This window comes from Vibrio scophthalmi, from assembly GCF_040869025.1.
GTDB lineage: Bacteria > Pseudomonadota > Gammaproteobacteria > Enterobacterales > Vibrionaceae > Vibrio > Vibrio scophthalmi.
In genome coordinates this window covers 3,048,817-3,075,117 of the sequence record NZ_CP134271.1, presented here as the reverse complement: position 1 = coordinate 3,075,117, position 26,301 = coordinate 3,048,817, and the positions used below count along the sequence as shown (strand labels likewise).

The 26,301-nt window shown below is 44.5% G+C and carries 23 protein-coding genes; 14 read left to right on the top strand and 9 right to left on the bottom strand.

The features are described 5' to 3' along the window. Positions 1–260: 260 nt before the first annotated feature. The gene (locus RJD38_RS13965; protein ID WP_065545299.1) at positions 261–2,306 is read right to left on the bottom strand and encodes a sensor histidine kinase; all 2,046 of its coding nucleotides are present in this window, start codon (positions 2,304–2,306) and stop codon (positions 261–263) included. Further along, positions 2,296–3,747, bottom strand: a complete 1,452-nt coding sequence (locus tag RJD38_RS13960; protein WP_005599056.1) for a sigma-54-dependent transcriptional regulator — start codon at positions 3,745–3,747, stop codon at positions 2,296–2,298. The genes RJD38_RS13965 and RJD38_RS13960 overlap by 11 nt, the downstream gene beginning before the upstream one ends. 249 nt (positions 3,748–3,996) lie before the next feature. Between RJD38_RS13960 and RJD38_RS13955 the strand changes: the two genes are divergently transcribed. The 6 genes from RJD38_RS13955 (at position 3,997) to RJD38_RS13930 (ending at position 8,957) form a co-directional block, all read left to right on the top strand. After that, positions 3,997–4,818 (top strand): substrate-binding domain-containing protein, encoded by an 822-nt coding sequence (locus RJD38_RS13955; RefSeq protein ID WP_005599057.1) that lies wholly within the window; start codon positions 3,997–3,999, stop codon positions 4,816–4,818. A 6-nt stretch (positions 4,819–4,824) separates the two neighbouring features. Further along, a complete protein-coding gene (locus RJD38_RS13950; protein ID WP_005599059.1) occupies positions 4,825–5,523 on the top strand; it encodes an ABC transporter permease in 699 nt (232 codons plus the stop codon). Between the two features lie 9 nt (positions 5,524–5,532). Next, positions 5,533–6,249, top strand: coding sequence for an energy-coupling factor ABC transporter ATP-binding protein (locus tag RJD38_RS13945; RefSeq protein WP_005599060.1), 717 nt, complete (start codon positions 5,533–5,535; stop codon positions 6,247–6,249). Next, positions 6,227–6,814, top strand: a complete 588-nt coding sequence (mobA, locus tag RJD38_RS13940) for a molybdenum cofactor guanylyltransferase MobA (protein ID WP_005599062.1) — start codon at positions 6,227–6,229, stop codon at positions 6,812–6,814. The genes RJD38_RS13945 and mobA overlap by 23 nt, the downstream gene beginning before the upstream one ends. Next, on the top strand, positions 6,811–8,628 hold the full coding sequence (locus RJD38_RS13935) for a bifunctional molybdopterin-guanine dinucleotide biosynthesis adaptor protein MobB/molybdopterin molybdotransferase MoeA (RefSeq protein WP_065545300.1): 1,818 nt from the start codon (positions 6,811–6,813) through the stop codon (positions 8,626–8,628). The genes mobA and RJD38_RS13935 overlap by 4 nt, the downstream gene beginning before the upstream one ends. A 62-nt stretch (positions 8,629–8,690) precedes the next feature. Then, complete coding sequence (locus RJD38_RS13930; RefSeq protein ID WP_005599066.1) at positions 8,691–8,957, top strand: DUF2960 domain-containing protein; 267 nt, start codon at positions 8,691–8,693, stop codon at positions 8,955–8,957. 90 nt (positions 8,958–9,047) lie between these two features. Here the strand turns inward: RJD38_RS13930 and nagK are convergent, their stop codons facing one another. Then, a complete protein-coding gene (gene nagK, locus RJD38_RS13925) occupies positions 9,048–9,956 on the bottom strand; it encodes an N-acetylglucosamine kinase (protein ID WP_005599068.1) in 909 nt (302 codons plus the stop codon). A 124-nt stretch (positions 9,957–10,080) separates the two neighbouring features. Then, on the bottom strand, positions 10,081–10,818 hold the full coding sequence (locus RJD38_RS13920) for a tRNA-uridine aminocarboxypropyltransferase (RefSeq protein ID WP_065545301.1): 738 nt from the start codon (positions 10,816–10,818) through the stop codon (positions 10,081–10,083). Between the two features lie 83 nt (positions 10,819–10,901). Between RJD38_RS13920 and RJD38_RS13915 the strand changes: the two genes are divergently transcribed. After that, a complete protein-coding gene (locus RJD38_RS13915) occupies positions 10,902–11,690 on the top strand; it encodes a sterol desaturase family protein (protein WP_065545302.1) in 789 nt (262 codons plus the stop codon). Positions 11,691–11,780: 90 nt separating this feature from the next. On the opposite strand, the gene RJD38_RS13910 is transcribed toward RJD38_RS13915, so the two are convergent. Continuing rightward, positions 11,781–13,007, bottom strand: coding sequence for a methyl-accepting chemotaxis protein (locus RJD38_RS13910; RefSeq protein ID WP_367971368.1), 1,227 nt, complete (start codon positions 13,005–13,007; stop codon positions 11,781–11,783). A 51-nt stretch (positions 13,008–13,058) separates the two neighbouring features. Here RJD38_RS13910 and RJD38_RS13905 point away from each other — a divergent pair, with 51 nt between their 5' ends. Continuing rightward, positions 13,059–14,267, top strand: coding sequence for an IS4 family transposase (locus RJD38_RS13905; protein WP_032073033.1), 1,209 nt, complete (start codon positions 13,059–13,061; stop codon positions 14,265–14,267). Positions 14,268–14,276: 9 nt separating this feature from the next. Here the strand turns inward: RJD38_RS13905 and RJD38_RS13900 are convergent, their stop codons facing one another. Beyond that, a complete protein-coding gene (locus RJD38_RS13900) occupies positions 14,277–15,152 on the bottom strand; it encodes a hypothetical protein (protein WP_367971367.1) in 876 nt (291 codons plus the stop codon). Between the two features lie 96 nt (positions 15,153–15,248). Between RJD38_RS13900 and RJD38_RS13895 the strand changes: the two genes are divergently transcribed. After that, positions 15,249–15,761 carry an NlpC/P60 family protein gene (locus tag RJD38_RS13895; protein ID WP_065545304.1) on the top strand — a complete coding sequence of 171 codons (513 nt, stop codon included), beginning with the start codon at positions 15,249–15,251 and terminating at the stop codon, positions 15,759–15,761. A 29-nt stretch (positions 15,762–15,790) separates the two neighbouring features. Here the strand turns inward: RJD38_RS13895 and RJD38_RS13890 are convergent, their stop codons facing one another. Beyond that, positions 15,791–16,135, bottom strand: a complete 345-nt coding sequence (locus tag RJD38_RS13890; protein ID WP_005599076.1) for a DUF3802 family protein — start codon at positions 16,133–16,135, stop codon at positions 15,791–15,793. A 477-nt stretch (positions 16,136–16,612) separates the two neighbouring features. Between RJD38_RS13890 and RJD38_RS13885 the strand changes: the two genes are divergently transcribed. Next, complete coding sequence (locus RJD38_RS13885; protein ID WP_005599079.1) at positions 16,613–17,479, top strand: fructosamine kinase family protein; 867 nt, start codon at positions 16,613–16,615, stop codon at positions 17,477–17,479. Positions 17,480–17,696: 217 nt separating this feature from the next. Further along, on the top strand, positions 17,697–17,900 hold the full coding sequence (locus RJD38_RS13880) for a CPXCG motif-containing cysteine-rich protein (protein WP_005599081.1): 204 nt from the start codon (positions 17,697–17,699) through the stop codon (positions 17,898–17,900). An 89-nt stretch (positions 17,901–17,989) separates the two neighbouring features. On the opposite strand, the gene RJD38_RS13875 is transcribed toward RJD38_RS13880, so the two are convergent. Then, complete coding sequence (locus RJD38_RS13875; RefSeq protein WP_367971366.1) at positions 17,990–18,610, bottom strand: riboflavin synthase subunit alpha; 621 nt, start codon at positions 18,608–18,610, stop codon at positions 17,990–17,992. 542 nt (positions 18,611–19,152) lie between these two features. On the opposite strand from RJD38_RS13875, the gene RJD38_RS13870 reads away from it, so the two are divergent. Beyond that, a complete protein-coding gene (locus RJD38_RS13870; protein WP_005599086.1) occupies positions 19,153–20,523 on the top strand; it encodes an MATE family efflux transporter in 1,371 nt (456 codons plus the stop codon). A gap of 69 nt (positions 20,524–20,592) precedes the next feature. Here RJD38_RS13870 and RJD38_RS13865 read toward each other — a convergent pair whose 3' ends face one another. Next, positions 20,593–20,754: a hypothetical protein gene (locus tag RJD38_RS13865; protein ID WP_175422466.1), complete on the bottom strand. Its 162-nt coding sequence runs from the start codon at positions 20,752–20,754 to the stop codon at positions 20,593–20,595. Between the two features lie 290 nt (positions 20,755–21,044). Here RJD38_RS13865 and RJD38_RS13860 point away from each other — a divergent pair, with 290 nt between their 5' ends. Both RJD38_RS13860 and RJD38_RS13855 read left to right on the top strand, forming a co-directional pair. Beyond that, entirely contained in the window at positions 21,045–24,719 is a 3,675-nt protein-coding gene (locus RJD38_RS13860) for a hypothetical protein (protein ID WP_065545305.1), read from the top strand. Positions 24,720–24,818: 99 nt separating this feature from the next. Then, on the top strand, positions 24,819–26,048 hold the full coding sequence (locus RJD38_RS13855; RefSeq protein WP_065545306.1) for a hypothetical protein: 1,230 nt from the start codon (positions 24,819–24,821) through the stop codon (positions 26,046–26,048). Positions 26,049–26,301 lie beyond the last annotated feature (253 nt).

Genomic DNA, 26,301 nt, shown 5'->3' with positions numbered 1-26,301 from the left:
TTTAGAGCGTTTATTCCAAGACAAGCCAATGACAGTTTTGTTAACTTAGATCTCTATTCCAAATGATTCGTACTCAATGATTGAATAAGTGATTTATTGCCAAATTAAATGACTTTGTAATAATTCATATAAAATATAAATAAAAGTAGCCAAGGATTTAGACGATTGTTCTTTATACCGAATGCGAGCAATTTACAGCCAACAAAAAAATGACATAAAAAAAGCACCTAATTAAGGTGCTTTTCAATCAGTAACGATCTTTAACTGCGAGTGGAAATAAGCAAATGCGTTTCAGCTTTATTCGGTAAACGAATAGTAAATCGACTGCCTTCTCCCCACTCAGAGGTTGCCGTCAATTCGCCGCCTGTTTGGCTCAAAATACTCTGTGAGACTGAAAGTCCTAAGCCGGTGCCTTCACGTTTAGTGGTATAAAATGGCGAGAAAATACGCTTGAGATTTTCAGGCTTAATGCCGCAACCTTCATCTTCAATGTGAATCAAGGCACCTTTGGCGACACCCCCTTCACACCAATCTTCACTAATAACGGTTAAGCGACCTTTTCCTTGCATGGCATGAATCGCATTCATCTGCAGGTTAACTAAAATTTGCAACAGTTGATGGCGATTGATCTCAACCGAGGTGTGAGCGTGCAAGTCGGTGACAAATTCAATATCCCGTTTCTTACTGCCCGTTTTAACCAGCGTAATACTCTCTTCGATGATTGGATTCACATGCTGCCAAGTCACTTCATCTTGCACGCCACCTTGGCGACTATATTGCAGCAAGCTACGGGTAATGTTTCGAATACGGTCAATTTGCGCATGGATCGCTTCTAACTCATCTTTGACGCGTTCAGATTCTTCACCTAATTCAAATTGAATTAACTCCACGTTGCCGAGGATCACCGCGCTCGGATTATTAATCTCATGAGCAATACCTGCGGTTAACTCCCCTAACGCAGCCAGCTTTTCATGCACCACTAACTTATCGCGAGTCTGATGCAGCAGCTGAATATGCAATTCCAGTTCAGTGGTCTTCTCTTCCAAACTGGCCGTGCGTTGCTGAATTTTTTCTTCCAACTCAACGGCGGCATTTTTAAGTTCGTTTTTACGCTGACGTAGCAAATCCAACATATTATCGAACTGTTTCGCCAACTGTGCCAATTCATGCTCATCATCGAGACCGAGTGGCCCAATACGTGTGTCTTTGCCCAGTTGAATCATTTTCACTACACGGTGAATGTGCTCAATCGGGTTGAACAAATCTCGCGAGCCACGATAAACCATCAATCCTGACACCAGTAATAAGAATACCGTCGTAATGCTGATCTCGGCAATGTTGGTCATATAGGCTTTAAGAAATGGCCAAATCAGATAGCCGGTGTAGAGCATGCCGATGACATTGTCTTCACGATCAAGAATCGGTTCATAAGCGGTGATATACCAAGCATCATAAACATACGCTCGATTGACCCACTGGTCGCCATTAATCAACACGGCTTCACGCACAACATCAGAGACTGGAGTGCCGATAGCACGGCCTAATCCGCCATTGCTATCAAGCGGCACATTGGTACTGACACGAAGATCATCCAAAAACAGTGTCAGCGTACCAATTGGACGTAAGCTATCTTCACGACTGGAGTAAATCAGATCGCGAATTTGATCGACCAACACTGTGCTGTTGTTAAGCAGCAAGCCACCATCAAGAAAACCGACCAATTGACCGCTGTTATCTTCCACCGGGATCACTGTACGGCTCACCAATCCGCGATTCTCAATCTCCTGGCTGTCTAAAATCGGCACTTGTGCACGTTTAGCTAAATCGCTATCGAGCGCATTCAGTTCTTGCTCAGATAATAGGTCAAAGAAGGATTCACCTTGCGTCGTATCTAGGTAACGAAATTGATTGCTTAGATCATCAACCCTATGTAAACAAAGAAAATCTAAGCTGTAACGTTTCTTTTGTTCTGCAATCCATTGTTGCAGTTCATCTTCACTTACGTTGCTTTCTAACTTAATACGAAAATCGTAAGATTCTGCAAAAGCTTTAACATGATTCGCCTGTTTTTGCTGGATCAGCTCGATACTGTTATTTGCGACGCCCAAACGCTCGGAAACATCAAGCAAGGCACTTTGCCATGTATAATGAATCGACCAATAAATGGTGATACAAATTAACGCCAGCAGGGTGAGAAAGATGGGCGCGGAGGTGAGGATCATCAAGCGGTAGCGAACCATACTTTTAAAACGGTAGCGCCACTTTGCAATCAATCCCGTGCGCGAAGCACCGCCATTATTGGCCATAGCCCATATCCTCTGCTTCCCACTCTTTAAATTTGCGCTCTAAGGTTTTGCGTGCCACGCCTAAATCGCGTGACGCAGCCGACTTGTTACCATCATGAAAATCCACTAACTGTTGAATGTGTGATTTTTCAACTTCTTTAAGAGACCATGAGTTAGGGTAACCTTTGCCCTGCGCTTTTTGTGGCTCAGCCACTTCTATTAACTCTGAACCAGAAGATACCGTAACTGAAATACTCGGTTGAACTTGGCTGCCCGCCAGTTCTCGCCAGTAATGCGCGGGTGGCTTAGCCAGAAGAATACAGCGTTCAATCAGGTTTTTTAATTCACGAATATTGCCCGGCCAATCGTAATTTTGCATCGCCTCAATGTCTTCATGTGCCCACTTAGGATCAGCGATACCCAACTCCATAGAGAGCATTTTGGTAAAATGAGGCACCAATTCACACAAATCGGATTTACGCTCACGCAGTGGCGCAACATCAATTTTTAGCACATTAAGGCGATAAAACAGATCTTCACGGAAGCGTCCGCACTTCACTTCTTCTTGCAAGTTACGGTTAGTTGCCGCGACAACGCGTACATCAACACTGACTTCTTTCTCACCACCAACCGGACGAATCGTACGCTGTTCCAACACACGCAGCAGTGCCGATTGCATTGCCAGTGGCATTTCACCAATTTCATCCAAAAACAGCGTGCCGCCACTCGCGACACGGAACAAACCCTCACGGCTTTTCTTCGCGCCGGTAAAGGCGCCCATGGTATGACCGAACAGCTCACTTTCCAATAATTCAGGGGCAATTGCACCACAGTTAATAGGTACAAAAGGCCCTTTACGGCCACTGGCCTCATGAACGCCGCGTGCCACCAGTTCTTTACCAGTCCCCGACTCGCCTTCGATCAATACTGAAGCGCGTGAGGGTGCAAACTGGCTAATCAACTGCTTGAGTTGACGGGTTTTATCGGAAGTGCCTGCGATCTCAGTGGTGATATGACGTTTGACATCCCGATGCAGCGCATATTGCAAACGCTCATTCAAGCGCTTATCCATACAGCGTTGTACTGATTGCAGCATTTGGCTCAGATTAAAAGGCTTGAGGATGAAGTCGGTCGCCCCCAGTTTGAGTGCTGAGATCGCCGTTTCCAGATCGGCATAACCGGTCATGAAGATCACATCGGCTCTGCGCTCTTCATCATTAAACGCTTCTTCCCACTCAATACCTGAGCGTCCGGGTAAGTTAATGTCTAAAATAATAAGGTCATAGTGATTAGCAATACGTAAGGTTTCTGCTTGCTCGATGCTGCCAGCAGTATCCACTTTCGAAAACCATTTACTGAGCGCTTTTTGTAAAATCGCCTGCATACCAGCCTCGTCATCGACAACCAGAACTGAAAATGCTTGATATTGAGAGAGTTTGTTTGCATCTAAAGAAGTAGACATAGGTTTTCTCGGTTAAAATCACAGTCATTGGGACAGAGTGTACCAAGGTTTTATCACTGGGATCGAGCAATAGTGCGACAAATTGTCCCAAAGCCCCTTTTTGTCCACAAAATCAACCTAATCTGCTTGAAAAACAGGCTGAAATCTTGGCATTTAGTTTGCTTAAGGCATAGCAGCCAATTTTTGGCTATCGCCATTCGTAGGTAGTGAAATTGACGCCTAACGGCAAACAATATGGAAAACATTACAATGAAAGCAACAATCAGTTATACCTTAGCAGCAGCGTCACTTGTTTTATTTAGCCACACCGCAAGCGCAGCGGACGAACAACCACATATTCGTTTAGCAACCACCACCAGTACATACCATTCTGGCTTACTCGATTACATCTTGCCTGAGTTTGAAAAAGACACTGGCTACAAAGTGGATGTGATCGCGGCAGGCACCGGTAAATCCCTTAAAATGGGTGAAAACGGTGATGTTGATTTGGTGATGACTCACGCACCGAAAGCGGAAGCCAGCTTCGTTGATCATGGCTACGGTGTGTTACCGCGTAAATTGATGTACAACGACTTCGTGATTGTGGGCCCTGAAGCTGATCCTGCAAAAGTTGCACAGCAAAAAGATGTCTTCGACGTATTTAAAAACATTGCAAAAACCAACTCTACTTTCGTTTCTCGTGGCGATGACTCTGGTACGCACAAGAAAGAAAAAGGCATCTGGGAACAAACTAAAATTGAACCTAACTTTGGTGGTTACCGCTCGGTAGGTCAAGGCATGGGCCCAACACTAAACATGGCGTCAGAAATGCAAGGTTACACTATGACTGACCGTGGCACTTGGCTGGCTTACCAAAATAAATTGGCTCTTGATATCTTGTTCCAAGGTGACAAAAACCTATTTAACCCTTACCAAGTCATCCTTGTTAACCCTGAGCGCTATCCAACGATCAACTACCAAGGCGCGAAAGTATTCAGCGATTGGCTAGTCAACCCACGTGGCCAAGAGTTAATTAATAACTTTACCATCAATGGTAAGCACCTATTTGTCGCTAACGCGAACGAGAAATAATCATTCATGAGTCTCTGGCAAACTACACTAGACGCGCTGGCACTTTTGGTCGCCTTTGATCCTGACCTGCTAGCCATTGTTGCGGTCTCATTTAATGTCTCTTTGACTGCGATATCTCTGGTGTTGTTGCCAGCGATTCTGTTCTCGTTCATCCTTGCTTACACGGATTTTCGTGGCAAATGGTTCTTTCTATCGATTATCAATACTCTGCAAGCCGTCCCAACCGTGGTGATTGGCTTGCTGCTTTACATGTTGCTGTCTCGCGCAGGCCCACTTGGTGATTGGCAAATGCTCTTCACCCAAAAGGCGATGGTGTTCGGCCAAATGCTGATTTGCTTCCCTGTTTTGGTTGCCATGATGCATGGCTCACTTCAATCAAGTGACCGTCGTGCTGTAGAAACGGCGATCACACTGGGTGCCTCACCATGTCGCGTCGCGGCGACTATGATTTGGGAAACTCGCTTTCCTCTTCTTGCTGCAACAATTACGGCTTTTTCTCGCATCGTGACCGAGGTCGGTTGTTCGATGATGGTTGGTGGTAATATCATGGGCGTAACGCGCAACATTCCAACCGCAATCTCGATGGAAAGCCATAAAGGTGCATTCGCTCAGGGCGTTGCACTGGGAATAGTATTACTCTCGCTGGCACTGCTGCTAAACTTTATGTTAGGTAGCATGCGCGGTCGTGGCTATTTGAGAAACTAAGGGCGCTGTATGACAATAAAAATAACTGCACAACAGCTCTCAATGCGATTTAAGAATCGAGTGCTGTTTCATATTCCTGAATTATCGATTGGTCCAAATGACGCAATTTACTTAAAAGGTGATAACGGCGTAGGTAAAACCACTTTACTGAAAATTTTATCCGGCCTACTCAAGCCAACCACTGGAAAAGTCATCGCGCCACACGACAGTTTTATTCAACGTATATCGGCTCGAAGTGGCCGCCGTGACGTGGTGTATTTACACCAAGCCCCTTACCTTTTTGATGGTTCTGTCTATCAAAACGTCGCTTACGGTATTCGCTATCAAAAAATGTCATCGCAAGACAAACGTGCTGCGGTGATCTTTGCACTGCGCAAAGTCGGCTTAGAAACCCTTGCCGACGAACATATTTCTGTCCTTTCTGGCGGAGAAAAACAACGCGTCGCGATGGCGAGAGCGTGGATTCTTACCCCTTCAATCCTATTGATGGATGAACCGAGTGCCTCGTTAGATCAAGAATCCATTGACCGCTTAGTATTGTTGGCGAAAGATTTGCTCGAAAAAGGCTCCAGTATTGTCATCACCAGCCACCAAAAGAACGCCTTAACCGATTTATGCCGTAAACAGTGGTGGATAAAAGAATCAACTCTGATAGAGTCACCGCTGCTACAGATCATCACTGATGAAAAACAAGAGAGCGACTATGCTACATCCAACGCAAACTAGTTGGGTTATTTTGGCTGGCGGTCAAGCCAGCCGCATGGGTGGCAAAGATAAAGGTCTTATCGAACTAAATAATAAGCCGCTTATACAGCACGTTATTGAACGCTTGTCACCACAGACCCCTAGCATCTTAATTAACGCGAACCGCAATCAAAGCCAATATCAATGCTTTGGTCCCGTGTTTAGCGACCATTTTGCTGATTACCCAGGCCCAATGGGTGGTATTCATGCCGGCCTAGTGCACGCCGATACCGATTGGGTCGGTTTTGTCCCTTGCGACAGCCCACAAATCAACCATGATTTGGTGGCCCGTTTCTGCGCACAAGTGACACCAGAAAGCGACATCTTGGTCGCCCACGATGGTGACCATCAGCAACCGGTATTTACTCTCTATCATAAACGCGTATTACCTAAACTGACGGCGTTTTTAGAGCGTGGCGATCGTAAAATCATCCTACTCTACAAAGAATGCAACACCTCATATGTAGACTTTAGCGACTCGCCAAACTGTTTTGTTAATCTAAATACGCCGCAAGAACTGGCTCAATTTGGGACTCTAGAATCATGACAGCACGCCACTTAATTCCTGTAATTGGTTTTGCCGCCTACTCAGGCACAGGCAAAACGACCCTCATTGAAGCGCTTTTGCCTAAGTTGACCGAAGCCGGTTTACGTATTGGTATGCTCAAGCATGCTCACCATAATTTCGATGTTGATCAGCCGGGTAAAGATAGCTACCGCCTACGTAAAGCGGGCGCAAGCCAAATGCTCATCTCATCGCGTAATCGCTACGCATTGATGACAGAAACACCAGAAGAAGAATCAGAATTTCATTTTCTGCTTAGCCGTTTCGATCAACAAAAGCTTGATGTGATCCTAGTGGAGGGTTGCAAAAACATCGCCTTCCCAAAAATTGAACTGCACCGCGACGAAGTGGGCAAGCCATGGCTTTATCCAAGTGATGACAACATCATCGCCATCGCCGCAGACAGCAAAGTGACTGACAGCGAACTACCACAAATGGACATCAACGATCTTGATGCCATTACTCAGTTTATTCTCAACTTTGTTGCCTCAAATGGAAAATCATGTTGTGACAACGTATGCGACAAACAAATCGATAAGCCTGCGTCCTCATGCTGCGATATATTGTCCCCTGCTTTTCTTTCGGTAACTCAAGGCCAAGAGAAAATCTTATCGCTGGTCAATGAAGTCACAGAGGCTGAATCGTGCCCGATTGAAGCAAGTTACAACCGAGTGCTGGCTATCGATGTTGCCTCGCCAGTCAATGTGCCGCAATACACCAATTCAGCCATGGATGGTTTTGCCATTCGTGGCGATGATATTGTCAACGACGAGGCTGAAACTCCAAGCTATCACGTTGTTGCTGAAGTGATGGCAGGCCACGCATACCAAGGTGAATTGCAACCAGGCCAAGCAGTAAAAATTATGACTGGCGCCCCAATGCCAGCAGGTGCTGATACCGTTATTATGCGTGAACAAGCGCAAACCAACGGTGACCACGTCACGTTCCCTGAAGCATTCATCAAACGTGGACAAAATGTCCGTCAAGCGGGTGAAGACTTAGCGCAAGGTAGCGACGTGTTTAGCAAAGGCACGCGCATCGAATCCGCTGAAATGGGCATGCTCGCTTCCCTTGGTTTTGGTCAAGCTCAAGTAGCACGCCAATTAAAAGTTGGCTTGTTCTCCACCGGTGACGAAGTCCAAGCGCCGGGCACTGAACAAAAGCCCAATACGATTTACGATTCAAATCGTTTTACCATCATGGGTATGTTGCAAAAACTGGGTTGCGAAGTCATCGACTACGGTATCTTAGAAGATAACGAACAAGTGATGATTGATGCGATCGAAAAAGCCAGCCAGCAAACAGATGTGATCATTACATCAGGTGGTGTATCGGTGGGTGATGCAGACTACGTGAAACTGGCACTTGATAAACTTGGTCAAATCGATTTTTGGCGTATCAATATGCGTCCGGGCCGTCCACTCGCTTTTGGTCAGGTAAACGACAAACCTTTCTTTGGCTTGCCGGGTAACCCTGTTGCCGTGATGGTGTCGTTTATCAACTTTGTTGAGCCGGCTTTGCGTAAAATGCAAGGTGAGCGCAACTGGCAACCACTGAAAGTGAATGCGATCGCTACTGAGGATTTGCGCTCACGCCAAGGTCGTACTGAATATAGCCGCGGTGTATTCCAGATCGATCCAGCAGGTCGCCTAACAGTGCACACTACCGGTAAACAAGGTTCGGGTATTTTACGATCAATGAGTGAAGCAAATTGTCTTATCGAAATTTCACCGGCGGTTGATACAGTAAAAGTCGGAGAAAGCGTGACAATCATCCCACTTCAAGGCAGAATCTAGCCCATTCAAGGCCAGCCTACTCTGCTGGCCTTCCTATTTAGCGAATTAGAAGCAGTAACACTATGGCTCGTACAATTATTTATACTTACAAAGACGAAGAGAAAGAACTGCTTTTCTCTTATCAGCAACACCACAATATCCATGAAGCGGTTGCAGAGGCTGAAGGCATTGATATTACTGATTTCCTAAAAATGGAAATCCAACTTGAACTGATCTCTGATACCAAAGCGGTACGTAACTATCGTGACAACCACTTTAAGAAATTAGGCTTTGGTAAAATTACCCTCAAGCCAAAAGAAAACTTGGGTGTGGGTAAAAAGCACAAGTAATCACTCTGTGCGGATGCAAGAAAAGCACTAATGAAGAAAAGGGCTTCCAACTGGAAGCCCTTTTGCATTTTGATCAGCAGTAATTAGCAATTACTTGATGTTCAAGAATGCCGCGCCGCGAACGCCGCCTGAATCACCATGTTTCGCTTTTACAATCTTAGGACACTTCGCCACAGAAAGCAGATGTTTCGGAATACGCTTTGGCATTTCATCGTAGATCATATCGAAGTTTGATAGACCGCCACCAAGAACCACGACGTGTGGATCATTTGCAGTAAACAGGTTAGCAAAACAGATCGCCAAGAGCTCCATAAAGCGTTCAACGTGTTCAACGGCTTTAGGTTCGCCTTCTGCTTGTGCTTTAATGATCTCAATCGCTTTCTTCTCTTCACCAAAGTAGTGAGCGTACAGCAATTCAAAACCACGACCAGAAAGGTAATTATCGATACAACCTTTCTTGTCACAGCCACAATCAAGTAGTGGTGCATTCTCGCCAAGGTGGAACCATGCATCGATAGGTAGGCGCATATGGCCCATTTCACCTGCGACGTGGTTACGACCTGAGAATACTTGGCCATCGTAAATCAAACCACCGCCAAAACCAGTACCAAGGATCAACCCCATCACCGATGGCGAATCTTTTAATTCTTCATCCCACGCTTCAGAAAGCGCAAAACAGTTCGCGTCGTTGTCGACTTTAACAGTACGACCAATTTTCGCTTCAAGATCTTTACGCAGCAACTTACCTTTCGCTGCAGGAATATTTACCGTTAGGATCGCACCAGTATCAGCATCTTCCATGCCAGGCAAACCAAGGCCAATCTTACCTTCGCAGTTGAACTCTTGATCATATTTGTTTACCAAGCCCGCAATCGCGTCAAGTAGTGCTTGGTAATCGCTGGTTGGCGTAGGCACGCGCTCTGTCGCAACACGTTCTAATTTCTCATTGAATGCGCCAAACTCAATCTTGGTGCCACCCACGTCAAAGCCGTAGTACATTGTATTCACTCCCAGAATATAATTTATAAAATCCAAAACTTGGGTCATTATCCATAAGGCAGTAGTCACAATCCGTGACCTATGACCATTTATAAATCAATTGAACAGGGTTTAACCAACCAAATCAATTGTCTAACTCTGGATTTGCGGCAAGGTAGTGTTTTAAGGCAGGACGCGTTAAATCAGGCTTGATTCGCGTTTTGCTTAATAAATAGGTTTCTCGGAAGACCGCAAACCACTCATCGAGCATTTTTGATGCCTGTTGCTCACCCAGTTGTTCCAGTACTAATACCGCAACTTCTGCCGTCGAAAGATGCTGTTCATTTTCGGACTTACGCATCATATATTGCGATAACACTTGTGGCTGAATCGATAAAACTGGCAAATGCTGCAGGTAGGTCGACTTGCGGAATATTTTGCGTGCTTCACGCCAGCTACCATCTAGCAAAATCATCAACGGTTTCTTGCCTTGGCAAAACTGCTGTGCCGGTTGTTCAATCAAGCGCGATTTCACATCAACGTATTCGTCTGGAAAGACAATAAACGGCTGATAGTTTTCATCTTGCAACAACGCAATCATCTCAGGTGCCGGCTCGGTGCGATTCCATTGATATACATAGCCTTCTTTCACTGCGTCTAAGATCAAGCGGCCGGTGTTACTTGGCTTAAAGACTTCACTTTCCGAAACGATCAGCATCACCGCCACATCGGTGTCGATGTCTGGTTGATAGGCACAAACACAGTACTTAGTAGCCACTTGGCAGTAGTCACAACGGACCACTTTGCTGCCTCTGGCATTGAATACTCGTGTTGCTACTGCTTGTCTATGGAGGAAAAGACGATGAAATGCGTGGATTCTCATTCGGATTCATTGATAATAATATTCGGGCGACAAATTCTACTCGCCATGGCGTCAGTTGCAAGTTGAAAGCGTAAGGATACTTAATGCAAAACCCAGATATGATTCGGCTGAGCTTTTTTCTGTCCACTTTAGTACTGTGTGGTTTGTGGGAATGGCTTGTGCCACGCAAAGCGCTCACTCAAAGCAAAGGACAGCGTTGGCTTAACAATATTGGTCTAATCGGTTTTAACTCGCTCTGTTTGAACCTCTTTATGCCTCTGCTTGCGCTTGAGGCGGCTTTGTGGGCTCAGCAAGCCAACATAGGGCTATTTCATTGGCTGTCCCTACCCGCTTGGCTTGGGGTGGTAATTTCTGTCGTGCTACTGGATTTAGCCATTTATGTTCAACATGTCATTTTTCATGCTGTACCATGGTTATGGCGCTTGCATCGGATGCACCATGCCGATCAGGATATTGATGTCACCACCGGCGCCCGCTTTCACCCCATTGAAATGATCATCTCGATGTGGATAAAAATCGCCATCGTGGTTTCATTTGGCATTTCACCGCTGGCCGTATTGCTATTTGAGGTCATCCTCAACGTTAGCGCGATGTTTAATCACAGCAACGCCAAACTGCAACTCAATCTCGATAAGGTGTTACGCAAGGCGATCGTCACCCCAGATATGCACCGCGTACATCACTCTGTGATCGTTAAAGAAACGCACTCTAACTTCGGTTTTTTCTTGTCGATTTGGGATCGTCTTTTCGGTACTTATCGCGCCCAACCTGAATTAGGTCATGACAAGGTGAAAATTGGTGTACCCGAGTTCCGCACCTCACGGGAACAGTGGTTAGATAAGATGCTAACGCAGCCATTTCGTCGCCAATAGGGTTGAGAGTTGAGAGAAAGCGAGAGTGCGAGAATCGAGATTTTAGAAGCGAGAAGCGTAGCGGTCTCGCCTCTCGATTCAATCGCCGCTCTACCTTAAACGATATTTATGCAGCATCTGTTGTTGATCTTTGGCGATCTGTGCCACTTGCTGCGCGTTTTCTAACATCGCCTCTAGCTGAGTCTTAGTATCATCGCCTTGATGAGAAACTTGAGTGATTGCGCGGCTCACTTCTGCAGTTGCGCGTTGTTGCTGCTCGGTTGCCACTGAGATCTGTTCAAAACGAGAACGGATCAGTCCTACAGAATGTTCAATATCATTAAATGCACTTTTCACTTGCTGGCTTGATTCCAATGCAGACACCATCTCTTTGCGAGTACCCTCTACCGCAAGACGCGACTGATCTGCGGCTGCCACCAGCTCATTCATATTATGGCGAATATTGCTGGTTTGATCGGAGGTATCACGTGCCAACTTACGCACTTCATCAGCAACCACAGCAAAGCCTCGACCTTGCTCTCCCGCCCTCGCCGCTTCAATAGCCGCGTTGAGTGCCAGTAAGTTAGTATTTTCAGCGATGCCAGAAATCAAATCGACCATTTCGCAAATTCGCTTCACACGGCTATCAAGTGCAATCATTGATTGTTCATTAGTATCTAACGTTTGCTCTAAAGCCTTCAATCGTACACGGTTATCCTCTATCGCAACCACACCTTGCGTTGAATACTGTTCCGCAATTTTCGATTCATCGTGTGACTCATTGGTGACCGTCGCAATTTCTTTTATCGAAGCTTCTAGTTGAGTAATTGTGGTCACCATCTCTGTCAACGCATCGTTTTGGGCTTCTAAGCTATGATTAGATGAGTCTGCCGCATCGTGACTCAATTGAGCCGTTTGATACAGTATTTCACAGTTGCTCGTTACGGAGTTTAGCGATTCACTTGTTGTATCAATAAGGCGATTCAAGCGAGCGGATACCTGTTGTATTTCGTCAGGTCCTTGCTGATTCACGCGCTGACGAAAGTCTTGCTCTGAGACGCGGTTCAATTGTTCTAATACTTGGTTCAGACCGCCCTTTAACCATCGACGTAAAGCAATCCACAACGTCACTATCACCACAGCACTCACACTACAAGCAAGTAACAACGTATTGGATAACGAGGATATGGTGTTCTTAACCACAAACTGACTTTTTGCTATCAATGATTCTGCTGAAGAGGATATTTGATTAAGGGTGTCAATTATCTGTAGTGCCAAAGCTCTGAGGAATCCCCTAATGATTTTGATAAAAATCATAAATTTAAGGTAGATGCACATCTTGTCATGTGATCAAATGGTTCTGAGAAAAATCAATAACCAGACAACAAGATGTGCGAACTCGATATTTTACACGACTCTCTTTACCAATTCTGCCCTGAATTGCACTTAAAACGACTCAACAGTTTAACGCTGGCTTGCCACGCATTACTTGAATGTAAAACGCTCACTCTTACCGAACTTGGTCGTAACCTGCCAACGAAAGCCAGAACAAAACATAACATCAAACGAATCGACAGATTGTTAGGTAATCGTCACTTGCACAAAGAGCGACTCGCTGTATACCGTTGGCATGCCAGCTTTATCTGTTCAGGTAATTCGATGCCCATTGTTCTTGTTGACTGGTCTGATATTCGTGAGCAAAAACGGCTTATGGTATTGCGGGCTTCGGTGGCACTACATGGTCGTTCTATTACTCTTTATGAGAAAGCCTTTCCGCTTTCAGAGCAATGTTCAAAGAAGGCTCATGACCAATTTCTAGCCGACCTTGCAAGCATTCTACCGAGTAACACTACACCGCTCATTGTCAGTGATGCTGGCTTTAAAGTGCCATGGTATAAATCCGTTGAAAAGCTAGGTTGGTACTGGTTAAGTCGAGTCAGAGGGAAAGTGCAATATGCAGATTTAGGTGCGGAAAACTGGCAACCTATCAGCAACTTACATAGCATATCCTCAAGTCGCTCAAAGACTTTAGGCTATAAGAGGTTGACTAAGAGCAACCCAATTTCATGTCAAATTGCACTGTATAAATCACGTCCTAAAGGCCGAAAAAATCAGCGTTCGACACGGACTAATTGTCATCATCCGTCACCTAAAATCTACTCCGCTTCGACAAAAGAACCATGGGTTTTAGCGACTAACTTGCCCGTTGAAATCCGAACACCAAAGCAACTTGTTAGGCTCTACTCGAAGCGTATGCAAATTGAAGAAACCTTCCGAGACTTGAAAAGCCCAGCCTACGGTTTAGGCCTCCGTCATAGCCGAACTAGCAGCTCAGAGCGCTTTGATATCATGCTGCTAATCGCCCTAATGCTTCAACTGACATTTTGGCTTGCTGGAGTTCATGGTCAGAAACAAGGTTGGGATAAGCACTTCCAAGCTAACACTGTCAAAAATCGAAATGTACTCTCAACAGTGCGCTTAGGGATGGAAGTTTTGCGGCATTCTGGCTACACAATAACGAGGGAAGACTTGCTCGCGGCTGCAACCCTGCTTGCTCAAAATCTATTCAAACATGGTTGTGCTTTGGGGAAATTATGAGGGGATCCCTCAGGCCAAAGCTTGTGCTTGTGCGGTTTGCTTATTTTGCTGCTTAACCAGTTCTAACTTAGCTAAGATCTCTTTTAATACACCGTCGTCTCTGAAACCGGTATTCACCATATCGTAAGGCGCTGTCAGGCTTGCAAATTCGGCAATGTCCGGATGCCACTGTGCAAAATCATCATAAGCCAAATTGATACCCGCGATCCGATTACGCATCTCTTTGTATTCTTGCTCTGCTTTGGTTAAATCGGTTTGCATCATCAGCATCAAGAACGTTCCTTCCATCGAGCTTGCACTGGCAATGAAGCGATTCGCCGCATCGGTCGATTCTGGGTTATCGAGAGAGAGAAATGATGATATACGATTCATTTCAGGCCCAATCGAACTAAGCCCGTAACGAAACGCAGCAACATCGGCATCAATACCAACTTGCATTGCCAACAACTTTCGCTGCGTCGCGATCACCGACATGGTATGACGATTGAGCTTATCGAGCGAATCGCGCAGTAGAATTTTCTGTGACTCCGAAATAGCTTGATTAAAGTTGTGAGAAATATCAAAAACTTCTTTTCTTTGCTGCTGACTATAGTGGATTAATTGGCGAATTTTAGCTTCAATTGCAGCAAGTTGTTTTTCTGATGATGACTGCGTACTGAAGCTAAGCTGCTTCGTCTGTTCAAGGAGAGATTGGGTTAATTTCGCGTTTGCAGACGAGAGTGGAAGCGCTCGGTCTGATAAGGTTGTAAAGTGATGCTCCACTTCTTGCAAACCTTTGTTATTCACAATCGTTATGCCAATCATCAAAACCAAAAAGCCAACAAATAAGGCGGTGAGAGATTGAATTAGAGAAAGGGTCCATCGGGCGTTATTAAATAAAGTCATTGCATCCTAGCACTGGGTTGTTAATCAATTGTTCCAATGCAGTTTATGGCTTAACTATTACAGTAAAATTTCACTTTAAGGCGGATAAAACTCGCAATGATCAAATTAGTCTCTGTTATTCGCCACCACAGTATTAAGTTATTAGTTGCCTCCTCGGTGGCCTTGACGGGTTGCAGTTCTTCGCCATCACAATCTGAGCTAAGCCCCGATATCACGGCCTACCATCAGCAATTAAAAAGTGAATTCCTGGATGTATTTCAAATATGGAAAGGCACACCTTACCGCCTAGGAGGCAGTAGTTTAAAGGGCGTTGATTGCTCGGCCTTCGTGCAAACCGCCTATCAAAGAGCCGCGCAACTTAACTTGCCAAGAACCACAAAATATCAAGTTCAAGTGGGCGAAGAGATAGCATACGAACAAGCCAATATCGGTGATTTGGTGTTCTTTAAAACCTCACGAACAACACGTCATGTCGGTGTGTACTTAGGTCAAAACCAATTCATGCATGCATCGACTTCAAAAGGGGTGATTATTTCTCGGATGGATAACCCATATTGGGCGGGGAATTTTTGGCAATTCAGGCGAGTAACATCCCCGCCTGCACTTTAAATCAAATTGAATCTAATCTATCAGCGGCGTTAGTCGTATTTTGCGACGGCGCTGTCGAACAGGTTTTTAACCAATGCAACATACTCATCAAGGAAGGCAATCTGTTCATTTGTCGCGGCTTTGGTCCACATACCCGCTAACACTTCACCGAGATCTGCCACTACTGAATCAGCTTCTTTGAGCAACTTAAAGCGAACACTCGAATGCAATTCTGGGTTCTGTTCAAAGATCGCCATAATGTTACTCGCCACCATATCAGTCACGACATCTTCGACGCTCTCTTTGCCCGTATCGCCATCTTCTGTGGAAAATACGTCGAGATTGGATGCGAGATGCTCAACTAGGGCTAAATAACCATCAGTATCAACAACCATTTTATCTCCATCTAATTATTGTTTTCTATATCTATACTACGGGAATTAGGCGCACATTAACAATTATCGACGTAACGATATGATATTTAGAGCCCAAAACAACGATGCAACCTATTTGATTGATGATTTATTCCGCGATTTATCGCCATGTGATGACCTGGCTTCACGTAACATGGCTTTGTAAGCGGAATACCAGCGCATCTACAACATTGTAATCGTTCAGTTCCAGTAACATGTGAAGCTGGATCATAAATCGTACTTTTCATCTTGCCATCACAGTATCAGCCAAAGCGAAAACAAAAATTGCACTAACGAAACAGAATCTTGCTTAGCATTATAACAACGATACTGTTCACATTTTAGCAAGTAGGCTGCTTAATTCTCTTCAAATTATTGAATTCTTTGCTTTGTAAGTCGGAATTGATCACGTCAGTAACCTACACTGTAACCTGAAATTAGATGATTTAGGGGCAGGCTATGTGGCAAGCAATATCCGAGCAGTTATCTGAAACATTGATGTTTTCATTTGTAATTCGCGAAAAAACAAAGCTTTCCGGTGGCGATATCAGCGAAAGTTATATGATCAGTGACGGTGAGCAGCGTTACTTTATCAAAATCAATCAGCGTGAATTTTTAGCCAAGTACGAAGCTGAAGCAGAAAATATTCAATGCTTACGCGAAACCAGTACGGTATTTGCCCCTGAATTAGTTCATCTCGGCAAATCGAAACATCATGCCTTCTTAATCTTAAATTATCTCCCCACCAAACCGCTTGATAACGGCGAAGCGAGTTTCACTTTTGGGCAACAACTCGCGGCATTGCATCAATGGGGCGAGCAAAAAGAATATGGCTTTGATTCTGATAATTACCTTGGCAACACCCTACAACCCAATAAATGGGATCGTAAATGGTCACGATTTTTTGCCGAGCAGCGAATTGGTTGGCAATTGCAGCTGATCAAGGAAAAAGGCGTCTTACTGGTTGATATCGCTGAATTTACCCAAAAAATTCAAGCTATTCTGGCGCATCATCACCCTCGCCCTTCACTGCTTCATGGTGATCTTTGGAGTGGTAACGTCGCTAATTCAGCCGCAGGCCCAATTTGCTATGACCCTGCAAGCTATTGGGGTGATCGAGAATGTGATATCGCGATGACAGAGTTATTTGGTGGATTCAAACCCGAATTCTATCAAGGGTATCAAAGTGTTATGCCTTTAGATCAACACTATGCCGAGCGAAAACCCATTTATAACCTTTACCATGTACTCAACCACTACAATTTGTTTGGTGGTCATTACCTCGATGAAGCACAACAACTCATTGACCAGGTGAATGATTATTAGCTTTATTATACAAGGAGTTACATTTGTGTGGTGTGCGTGATTGCAAGTATTTAGATCACAGCTATCGAAATAAAGAACGGTTATCTGTGATTTTTATGCCAACAATCAAATTTTGCACTTAATTCACGCCCATTACTAACTTATCGCCGTAGTATTAATTTATGGCAATGATTCGTGATAGCCATATCGTCACAAGTGGTAATGAAGAGGTAAGTCTATGCGTAATTTCACCGAGAAACAGGTTGTCTGCCCACACTGTGGCCACTCAATTGGCATTACTCTCGACGCATCAAATGGTAATCAGGATTTCTTCGATGATTGCTCGGCATGCTGTAATGCTATTCATTTCAATCTCACCGTTAACGAACAGATGGATCGCATCGACTTAACCGTTGATGCTGACGACGAACAGATATTCTAGCCCAATCAAAAAAGAGCGCAGATGCGCTCTTTTTTGATCAATGCGTTTATCTCGCATGGGCTGATTTCATATTAATTAATCGCCCCAATCTAAACTTCAGTTGCGAGACGAGCGGCCAATACGCGCTCAACGGTATCAACAATCGCTTGAGTTTGTGGGTCAACTTCTACGTTAATGCTATCCCCCACTTTACGCGAACCAAATAAGGTACGTTGTAACGTTTCTGGAATGAGGTGAACGCTAAAGCGATTCTCCTCTACCTCGCCAATAGTCAACGAGCAACCATCCAAACCAATATAACCTTTCGGTAGGACATATTTCATCGCCTCACTTGGCATGTCGAACCATACAGTGCGGTTATTCGGTGTATCAATCACTTCACTCACCTTAGCGGTCAATGCAATATGGCCAGACATACTGTGCCCACCGATTTCATCACCAAACTTAGCCGCGCGTTCTACGTTGACGTAATCACCGACATTGAGTAAGCCCAAATTGGTCAGTTGCAACGTTGCCTGCATTAAGTCAAAGCTAACATTCGCCCCATCAATATTCGTCACGGTAAGGCAACAACCGTTGTGAGCCACTGAAGCACCAATTGACAGGTTTGCACCAAGTACATGCTCAAGCTCTATTACGTGCGTTTGAAAATCTTGTTTCTTCTCGATCGAAACCACTTTTGCCATGCCTTGTACTATACCGGTAAACATGGTTATCTCCTTGGTCGGTAACAATTTTAAATCTCGCGAATCTATACACTCTAAAGCAAGCTCGTGCATTGGTAAATCTGCACACGCAATGAAGCAATTACCGCCAACCAAGCTTGAGCCATCGATCGTGTATTTATCGCGCTTTATACCCGTGAACATTGCTTAATTGACGTAAAAACCCCAACAGAGAAATAACACCTATGTTATTGAGTTTAATTGGGTTTAAATTAACTACTCCATCCTCAATATAACTCTGAATTGTTATTTACTAAAAACTAATTAAAAAGCCGCGACGAATCGCTTAGTTTCGGTATAATGCGCGTGATTTTTAAGCACAACAACGCCCATACCAGTCTGACAAATCGCGGTATATAAAGCGCACTCATACCTAGGCTGTTTATTTACTTTTTCTGTAAAAAACCGCCAGTGACGCCCGAAACCCGACTTAGCACCGCCTGCAGTCTCAAGCGCAATTTGGCAGATTCGTATCAAAACCCACTCGTTGGGGGATGAGTTGTGTACCCCCTTTTGGAGTTCTTTTCGTGCATCGTTATAAACAAGAAGCTAACACACTGATTAAGTTAGCAACCCCGGTATTGATCGCCTCTGTTGCACAAACTGGGATGGGTTTCGTCGACACTGTAATGGCTGGTGGCGTCAGTGCTATCGATATGGCTGCAGTTTCTATCGCCTCAAGTATTTGGCTTCCGTCTATTTTATTCGGTGTTGGCTTACTGATGGCCTTGGTGCCTATCGTCGCGCAATTAAATGGTTCAGGAAAAGTCGATCAAATCCCATTCCAAATCCAACACGGTTTTGTCATGGCGCTATTGATCTCAATCCCGATTATTGGTGTGTTATTCCAAACGCAGTCAATTCTGGATCTCATGGACGTTGATGTCACCATGTCAGTAAAAACGGTTGGCTACATGCATGCGGTGATGTTTGCAGTTCCCGCGTTCTTAATGTTTCAAGCATTACGTAGCCTAACCGATGGTTTATCACTCACTAAACCAGCGATGTTTATCGGATTTGTTGGCTTACTGTGTAACATTCCACTGAACTGGATTTTCGTATACGGCAAATTTGGCGCGCCGGAACTGGGCGGTGTAGGCTGTGGTGTGGCAACCGCTATTGTATATTGGATTATGTTTGGCTTAATGCTGCTTTATGTTTTGACGGCAAAACGCGTCGCTTACATAAAGCTGTTTAAGCAGTTCCACAAACCGGAACTAAAGGCGCTTATTCGTCTATTTAAACTCGGTTTTCCTGTTGCAGCTGCGTTATTTTTTGAAGTGACTCTGTTTGCTATTGTCGCATTGCTTGTTGCCCCACTAGGGCCAATGATTGTTGCTGCTCACCAAGTGGCAATCAACTTCTCATCACTGATCTTTATGTTACCGATGAGTGTGGGCGCTGCAACGAGTATTCGTGTCGGCTACCGCCTTGGCGAACGCAGTACCGATGGTGCAAAAGTCGCATCACGAGTTGGTTTATTGGTCGCGCTAGCGATGTCGTTAACCACGGCACTACTTACGGTTCTATTCCGTGAACAAATAGCGCTGCTCTACACAGATAACCGTCAAGTTATTGATCTAGCGATGCAATTATTGCTACTGGCGGCGATTTATCAATGTATGGACGCAATCCAAGTCGTTGCTGCAGGTGCATTGCGTGGCTACAAAGATATGGCAGCGATCTTTAACCGTACCTTTATCGCGTATTGGATTATCGGCTTACCATCGGGCTACATCTTAGGTATGACCGATTGGATCGTCGAACCAATGGGCGCTCATGGATTCTGGATTGGCTTTATTATTGGCCTTTCTTCTGGTGCGCTTATGCTGGGTTCTCGACTACGCTGGATGCACAAGCAAACAGACGACGTTCAATTGAGTTTCTCTGAGCGTTAATCCGGATTTTTGCTCCAGAATACAAAAGGTCAGCTTATGCTGACCTTTTTCATATTGATAAACGAAACGTTAGTCGTCAGCACCACATTTAGCACACTGATCATAGGTACGCTCACCTTCACTGATCACGATATAACCGCTCACGCAGCTTTCGCATAGCGCCAACTTTGGATAGGCATCTTTGGCTTTTTTAGCATTGATATCGCCTTCAACTGTGTAGTGTTTTCTCATTTTATACCCAAGCAATATATCGAAACTTTATCCCATTATACCGCTTGATGTTGCACATCGAAAATAACCATTTCACTCTCGATCATTACAAAGCCCGTTCACATAGCAACAGCTAATTAAAACAATACAAATCAATCACACTGATTATCTTTCAACTAACAAATAGAAATTTAAAAGTGATAAAACCTACATAAGCACCAATTAGCCTATCATTTATCAATGGTAGCGCTGTTTCTCATAGTGGTTTTAAGCTACTGTATTTGCAGTTAATAAACAGCACATTACGCCTCATGAACCAATTCGATAAAAATAAAATTATCACCCTCGATATCCAAGAACCTCAGCAAATCAAAGCGGCACTCATCCAATATCAAGCGATGCTGATCAGCGGCGAAGCCTTTAAAGAAGAGCAGTTTGATGTCGAGTTTAGACACAGCAACGCAGGTAAAGTGCGTCGTTTACAAACCAGTGATGCCGGTAGCAACTTTGGTTTATTAAAATCGGCCTTAATTAAAGGCCAAGGCGGTAGCGAAAGGTATCTAAACGAAGAGATCACCGATCAATCCGAAGTTTACATTTCAGAGCCTATTCTTTTTGCGGCCGCATTGCAGTACCCAGAACTTAAAGAGACCATCGTTGCAACGGTCAAAGCCATCGTGGATTACAGCCGTCGCGTTAACGACACAGACGAGATCTGGATTGACGACACGGACGTATTCGGTGTTGAAGCCGTTTATATGCTGGCAAAAACAGATCTACAATACCTCTACCTACTCGGACAGTTTTTCTTCCCGTACTGGGATGAAGACCATACCGGTGATTGCATTAACTATTTAGCGGAATTTTTGGCTGAACTTGGCTGGCACCCTGAAGTAATCAAAGCCTATATATGGTGTGACAACGCAAGCTTTCGCTTAGGCATGTTTATGAACAACCCCTATAGCGATACCCCAACCCACCAATCGCTAGGCGAATACCTAACTGAAAACCCATGCCAATATGGCACTTTTAAACAAAGTGTCATCGAACGTTTTCAAGCGGAACTGGTACTGCTGTATTCCTACGATGAACATAGTGATGAGGAAGAAGATCTCAGCGGTTGCAATCCCGTCGTGTGGCTATATGAAACGCTCTTTCCACGCCGTCGTCATTTTTACGATGACGATCTTGAAGATGCCTTTATGCAACAGCCCTTTATGGGCAGTACGTTAGAAAATGAGGCCTATGATCTACAAGGAATGGTAAAAGGGCAAGTTGACGGTCTACTAGTCAAACCCGCTGAAAGTGCACTAAGAAAACGTGCCCGTTATAAAGCCTATCAAGAGCGAGACGAACATCGTTATGACCTCAACTACGGCACTGAAGTACTAAAACCACTGATTCTTGCGATGCCGCAAGGTGATCGCTTATGGCTCTATATCGAAAGCGGCACCGAGCGCGATGCGCTTGATGCTATCAATGAAATTGAATTGATCCCTCTGGCTAAAGCACATGCGCCGCTCATGTTTGAACACATTGACGATCAGCTCTGTTCATGGCAGTACAACAACCGCGGAATTCTTGATGAAATAGAGAATATTCTCGATTTGGCTCGCGACGATCTACTCACCGACCACTTTGGGGATGAATCAACGATTGAACTCGCTAACGGCCTAACCACGACTCTAACGGTGACACTCGATAGCGATATCACACTGCTTGCTGCGCGCCGAGAACAATATCTTCGCATCATCGATGTCTTCTACCGCGCGCTCGGTAAACGTGAATTCAACGAATATATGATGGAATCACTCACCGAAGAAGACGAGCCACTGCTGTCACGCCAAGATTATTATCGTCGCTATAGCCAACTTGACGAGGCTGTCATCAACGGTTCAGTCAATGAAACAACAACCGCCACAACGACTGCCACGAACAGAATACTGAGTGCACTTGAAGGATTAGACCCCGCGCTCGCGCGTGACGTGCAATCTATTTTTGGCACTTTTATCGATCGAGACGAAATTCTCTACAAACTTCACTTTCAACGTGTAGATGGCGTGCTGCGCACCTCCCGAGAACTGTGCCATCCCAAACTTTGGGCAGACTGTGAGCTCGCTGATATGGGGTTTTTCGCTCTCGCAAGCTATCAGTTATTCAACGATTTCAACCAGCGTATTGGGGATGACGTTACTGAAGCACTATTCAATTTCCTCAACGAGCAACACATTTGGCAGATGGCGGCGGCGAAAATCATAAGATCATGCCGAGTTCGCGATGATCACCACTTTCCTAACTCTGGTTTAGTCGATGCTGATATCACGCGTATTAAAGCGTATTTCACCGCCGATAAACCAGAAGATGATCAAGCCGAGCTACTTGCTCTAATAACCCCTCACTTATACCGTGATGATGTCAATCGTGGTGAGCTTCACGTCAACAAATTCAGTGAGTATCAACCTGGCTACACGTTATTTCATGATCGCGATGACGATTTCCAACGCTTTACTCTGATTGCCTTCTGGTTGCGACAACTACCACTTCCGTTGCGCGTTCAAGCGGATCGCCTATGGCGATTCTTGATCGCTCTCGCGCCAGTACGCGTTGCGCGTAACATCATGCGTGCTCACTCTGATGAGCCGTGGGACGTCACCATCAACAACCCCCTTGATGAAATTGACGTAACAGAGCGGTTAGAAAAAGCGGGCATCAAGTCAGGTCAATTAAATGCCTACGAAATGAGCCGTCACTTCCACGATAACAAGTGCTATCAGCAATGGTTGGATGCTTATAGTGAGATAACCAGCACCGCAACCGGTATGTTTGGCAGTATTGATCGTAAAAAAGCTGAAGCGATGTGTGAAGGCCTAAAGTACATTAATGAACATACTAAAATCGGCTTTCTGCATGATGTATCACTCAAATACCCTGAGGTTAGTTTAGATATTGAGCATGATTTCAAACGTGCATTAAAATTGATGGTGCGTTTGAATATTCGATCATGGGAAAACGCGCTAGCATATGAATATGGTCAAGCTTGCCTCTACGTTGGCGATGGCGATGACGCGCCGGAAAATCTACTCAAACCTATCGCGTCAGATCAGCATACAGTGCACGACAAACCTTGCTATGTCGACGGTTGCTCTTGGTTAAAGAGCACAGTACTGCAACAATGTGGTGAGCAAAATATCATTCTAATGGCCGATCATGAAGTGCCACTAGACAGCTACCAACACTCATTGCCGCGCGGTACGTTACTGATTTTCAATTCAGAAGTAGAAAATAAAACTCTACTGGCACGCATTGCTGAACTGCAAGATACCACTGCGCGTATCGAGCATTTATGCGAACAAACATGGGCCTACCTGGAAGGCGAGATCGACTATGACAGTATCGCTAATTTGTATAATGCTCACCTCGCAATGGATGGTTTCCGCCCTAGCCTAGACGAATATCGTTTATACAGTATGAACCAGTTTATTTGGACGCTAGATAAACCGCGCCGTAATAGATTGGCTAAACTACTGCTTAACCAAGATTGCCACGGCTTTAAAGTGCTGGATGAAAACTATGAAAAGTGTTGGTTACTACACAGGCTCGAACAAGGTGAAATCGATTTTAATGAGTACTTTGAAAAAGTACGTGAAAGCCAACGCTTAAGAGAAACCAGCGAAGAAGCCATGCAGTTTATGTTGAATTGGCTAATCGAAATTGGCGTGAACCTAGCTCATATTACACGTTTCTGTATCAAACATACTCAGTTTGATGTGTGTTGCGAGTTTATTCAAAACCACGCGCGCGGCATTTACGACCACAAAGATCAAGGTAGTTTTGCCCAAACCTTAGCTTATCTTTACGCCGGACGTCGCGCGCAGTTGCCTGAGATATTAAGTCGCGCCAATGACGCCTCTCAATTGATTGAGCCCCTCACGAAAGATAAGTCACGCTTAGTAAAAGAAGCGGTGATGAAATTTATGGTTCATTAATCAACGCTTATAGCCCCACTCTAGGGTAACTAAGAGTGGGGATTATAGGCTTAATAATCATAGTATTATCGTTTCTAACGCGAGCAAGGACATTCATTCATGCCTATTGAACAGTACTCTTTTTGGGACTATTTCATCTTGATCGTAGGTGGAGTCTTGGTTCTCTTTTACCTTATTTACCTACCTTACAGTGTAATTAAAAGCAAAAAAGCCATTAATCAATTAGCCGAGACAAAACCAAATCGGCAGTTGACGTTAAAAGAACAACAAGTCTTATACTTAATCTATGGTAAGAAGCTACCCATAGGCCCCGTCTTCAACATCGAAGGTTATAGCTCCGTATTGATGAGTAAAAAATGGGATGATTATCGTGAATTTCTCATCGGGCCATATCGAGTTTTTGGATCTCACCTAAAACCATTTTTACAAGATCAGGGCAATGTAAAAGCCGAAATCTATATTCACCAAAAAAAATCCTATTTACTCAGCGCCAATGATAAAACCATCATCGAGCACTTTGCTGCGCAATGGCAAGTACGATTCGCCCCTACCGGAGTTGCGGATAAACTCGATATTGAGATTGTTGGTAGCCGAGCGAGCACAACAGAAGAGCGACAACAACTCAAGATCCTCGCAATAAAACCTAAGCGTTTATTCAGGTCATTGGGCGTGTTTTTCTTCTCTTTTTTTTCCTTTGTCATCTTTTGTTTTGGACTACAAACAACACCCTATTTTTCAAGTATCTTGCCTGTATGCGCACTGCCCGTTTTACTCTTCGTGTACCGATATTATAGAAAATGTCCGTTTGACCACTCTGATGAGAAAACCGTTAGATTGGCGCAAGGTATTGTTGTTGGAAATGAAGGCAGAAAAGTTTGGTTTAGTGGCAGTGCGGAGCACGCGCCTGAAGATCCGGCGCTTTGCTTTATCATTCCAACGGAAAGAGAGCGAATCTCTTTAGCGTCAGGACAACGTGTTCAATTTGGCTTTATTCCTAGCCCAGCGGTCACACCATATTTACACGTTGAAACCACAGAGGAAGATTACCATCCACGTATCGTCTTTATTGATGGTGCGTTTGACGCTGGCAAAGAATTTAATGAAACGCCTTTTATTGCATGGCGCTATCCCTATTTCGCGCTATTGCTGGGTTTGAATCCGTTACTAGTAAGCGTGCCGATATTGCTCAATAGTGAACGATCTGCGGATTACTTTGCACACTGGGCTTTCTACCTTCATTTAGCCTTAGGCTTTTTCTGGCTAATGATCGGCTGTGGCATGTTGCTATATCGTTATTGGATTTACCGACGATCTAAACATCACCTATAGCTTATGACCTGCCACCATAAACGAATTACTTTATTCATCATGGCGCAACAGAAGACGTTAAAGAAGAGTAGAAAGACAAGAGAAGAATTGTCTCAGCTAACTCTATTAGCTCGAAAATCAAGATGATACGCTAAGCCTATTAAGTCGTAATTGAACTGCTGATCTCGTTACGCTATAGTCATCGCGATCTAACGTGGCTTATAGCTGACACACTGACATTATCAATAATAAGTGTCTTATTTTCAGTTGGTTA

What these genes read in the sequence shown, in the direction of transcription:
- RJD38_RS13965 (WP_065545299.1), bottom strand. Translation starts at nt 2,306, where the DNA reads ATGGCCAATAATGGCGGTGCTTCGCGCACGGGATTGATTGCAAAGTGG.
- RJD38_RS13960 (WP_005599056.1), bottom strand. Translation starts at nt 3,747, where the DNA reads ATGTCTACTTCTTTAGATGCAAACAAACTCTCTCAATATCAAGCATTT.
- RJD38_RS13955 (WP_005599057.1), top strand. Translation starts at nt 3,997, where the DNA reads ATGAAAGCAACAATCAGTTATACCTTAGCAGCAGCGTCACTTGTTTTA.
- RJD38_RS13950 (WP_005599059.1), top strand. Translation starts at nt 4,825, where the DNA reads ATGAGTCTCTGGCAAACTACACTAGACGCGCTGGCACTTTTGGTCGCC.
- RJD38_RS13945 (WP_005599060.1), top strand. Translation starts at nt 5,533, where the DNA reads ATGACAATAAAAATAACTGCACAACAGCTCTCAATGCGATTTAAGAAT.
- mobA (WP_005599062.1), top strand. Translation starts at nt 6,227, where the DNA reads ATGCTACATCCAACGCAAACTAGTTGGGTTATTTTGGCTGGCGGTCAA.
- RJD38_RS13935 (WP_065545300.1), top strand. Translation starts at nt 6,811, where the DNA reads ATGACAGCACGCCACTTAATTCCTGTAATTGGTTTTGCCGCCTACTCA.
- RJD38_RS13930 (WP_005599066.1), top strand. Translation starts at nt 8,691, where the DNA reads ATGGCTCGTACAATTATTTATACTTACAAAGACGAAGAGAAAGAACTG.
- nagK (WP_005599068.1), bottom strand. Translation starts at nt 9,956, where the DNA reads ATGTACTACGGCTTTGACGTGGGTGGCACCAAGATTGAGTTTGGCGCA.
- RJD38_RS13920 (WP_065545301.1), bottom strand. Translation starts at nt 10,818, where the DNA reads ATGAGAATCCACGCATTTCATCGTCTTTTCCTCCATAGACAAGCAGTA.
- RJD38_RS13915 (WP_065545302.1), top strand. Translation starts at nt 10,902, where the DNA reads ATGCAAAACCCAGATATGATTCGGCTGAGCTTTTTTCTGTCCACTTTA.
- RJD38_RS13910 (WP_367971368.1), bottom strand. Translation starts at nt 13,007, where the DNA reads ATGTGCATCTACCTTAAATTTATGATTTTTATCAAAATCATTAGGGGA.
- RJD38_RS13905 (WP_032073033.1), top strand. Translation starts at nt 13,059, where the DNA reads ATGTGCGAACTCGATATTTTACACGACTCTCTTTACCAATTCTGCCCT.
- RJD38_RS13900 (WP_367971367.1), bottom strand. Translation starts at nt 15,152, where the DNA reads ATGACTTTATTTAATAACGCCCGATGGACCCTTTCTCTAATTCAATCT.
- RJD38_RS13895 (WP_065545304.1), top strand. Translation starts at nt 15,249, where the DNA reads ATGATCAAATTAGTCTCTGTTATTCGCCACCACAGTATTAAGTTATTA.
- RJD38_RS13890 (WP_005599076.1), bottom strand. Translation starts at nt 16,135, where the DNA reads ATGGTTGTTGATACTGATGGTTATTTAGCCCTAGTTGAGCATCTCGCA.
- RJD38_RS13885 (WP_005599079.1), top strand. Translation starts at nt 16,613, where the DNA reads ATGTGGCAAGCAATATCCGAGCAGTTATCTGAAACATTGATGTTTTCA.
- RJD38_RS13880 (WP_005599081.1), top strand. Translation starts at nt 17,697, where the DNA reads ATGCGTAATTTCACCGAGAAACAGGTTGTCTGCCCACACTGTGGCCAC.
- RJD38_RS13875 (WP_367971366.1), bottom strand. Translation starts at nt 18,610, where the DNA reads ATGTTTACCGGTATAGTACAAGGCATGGCAAAAGTGGTTTCGATCGAG.
- RJD38_RS13865 (WP_175422466.1), bottom strand. Translation starts at nt 20,754, where the DNA reads ATGAGAAAACACTACACAGTTGAAGGCGATATCAATGCTAAAAAAGCC.
- RJD38_RS13860 (WP_065545305.1), top strand. Translation starts at nt 21,045, where the DNA reads ATGAACCAATTCGATAAAAATAAAATTATCACCCTCGATATCCAAGAA.
- RJD38_RS13855 (WP_065545306.1), top strand. Translation starts at nt 24,819, where the DNA reads ATGCCTATTGAACAGTACTCTTTTTGGGACTATTTCATCTTGATCGTA.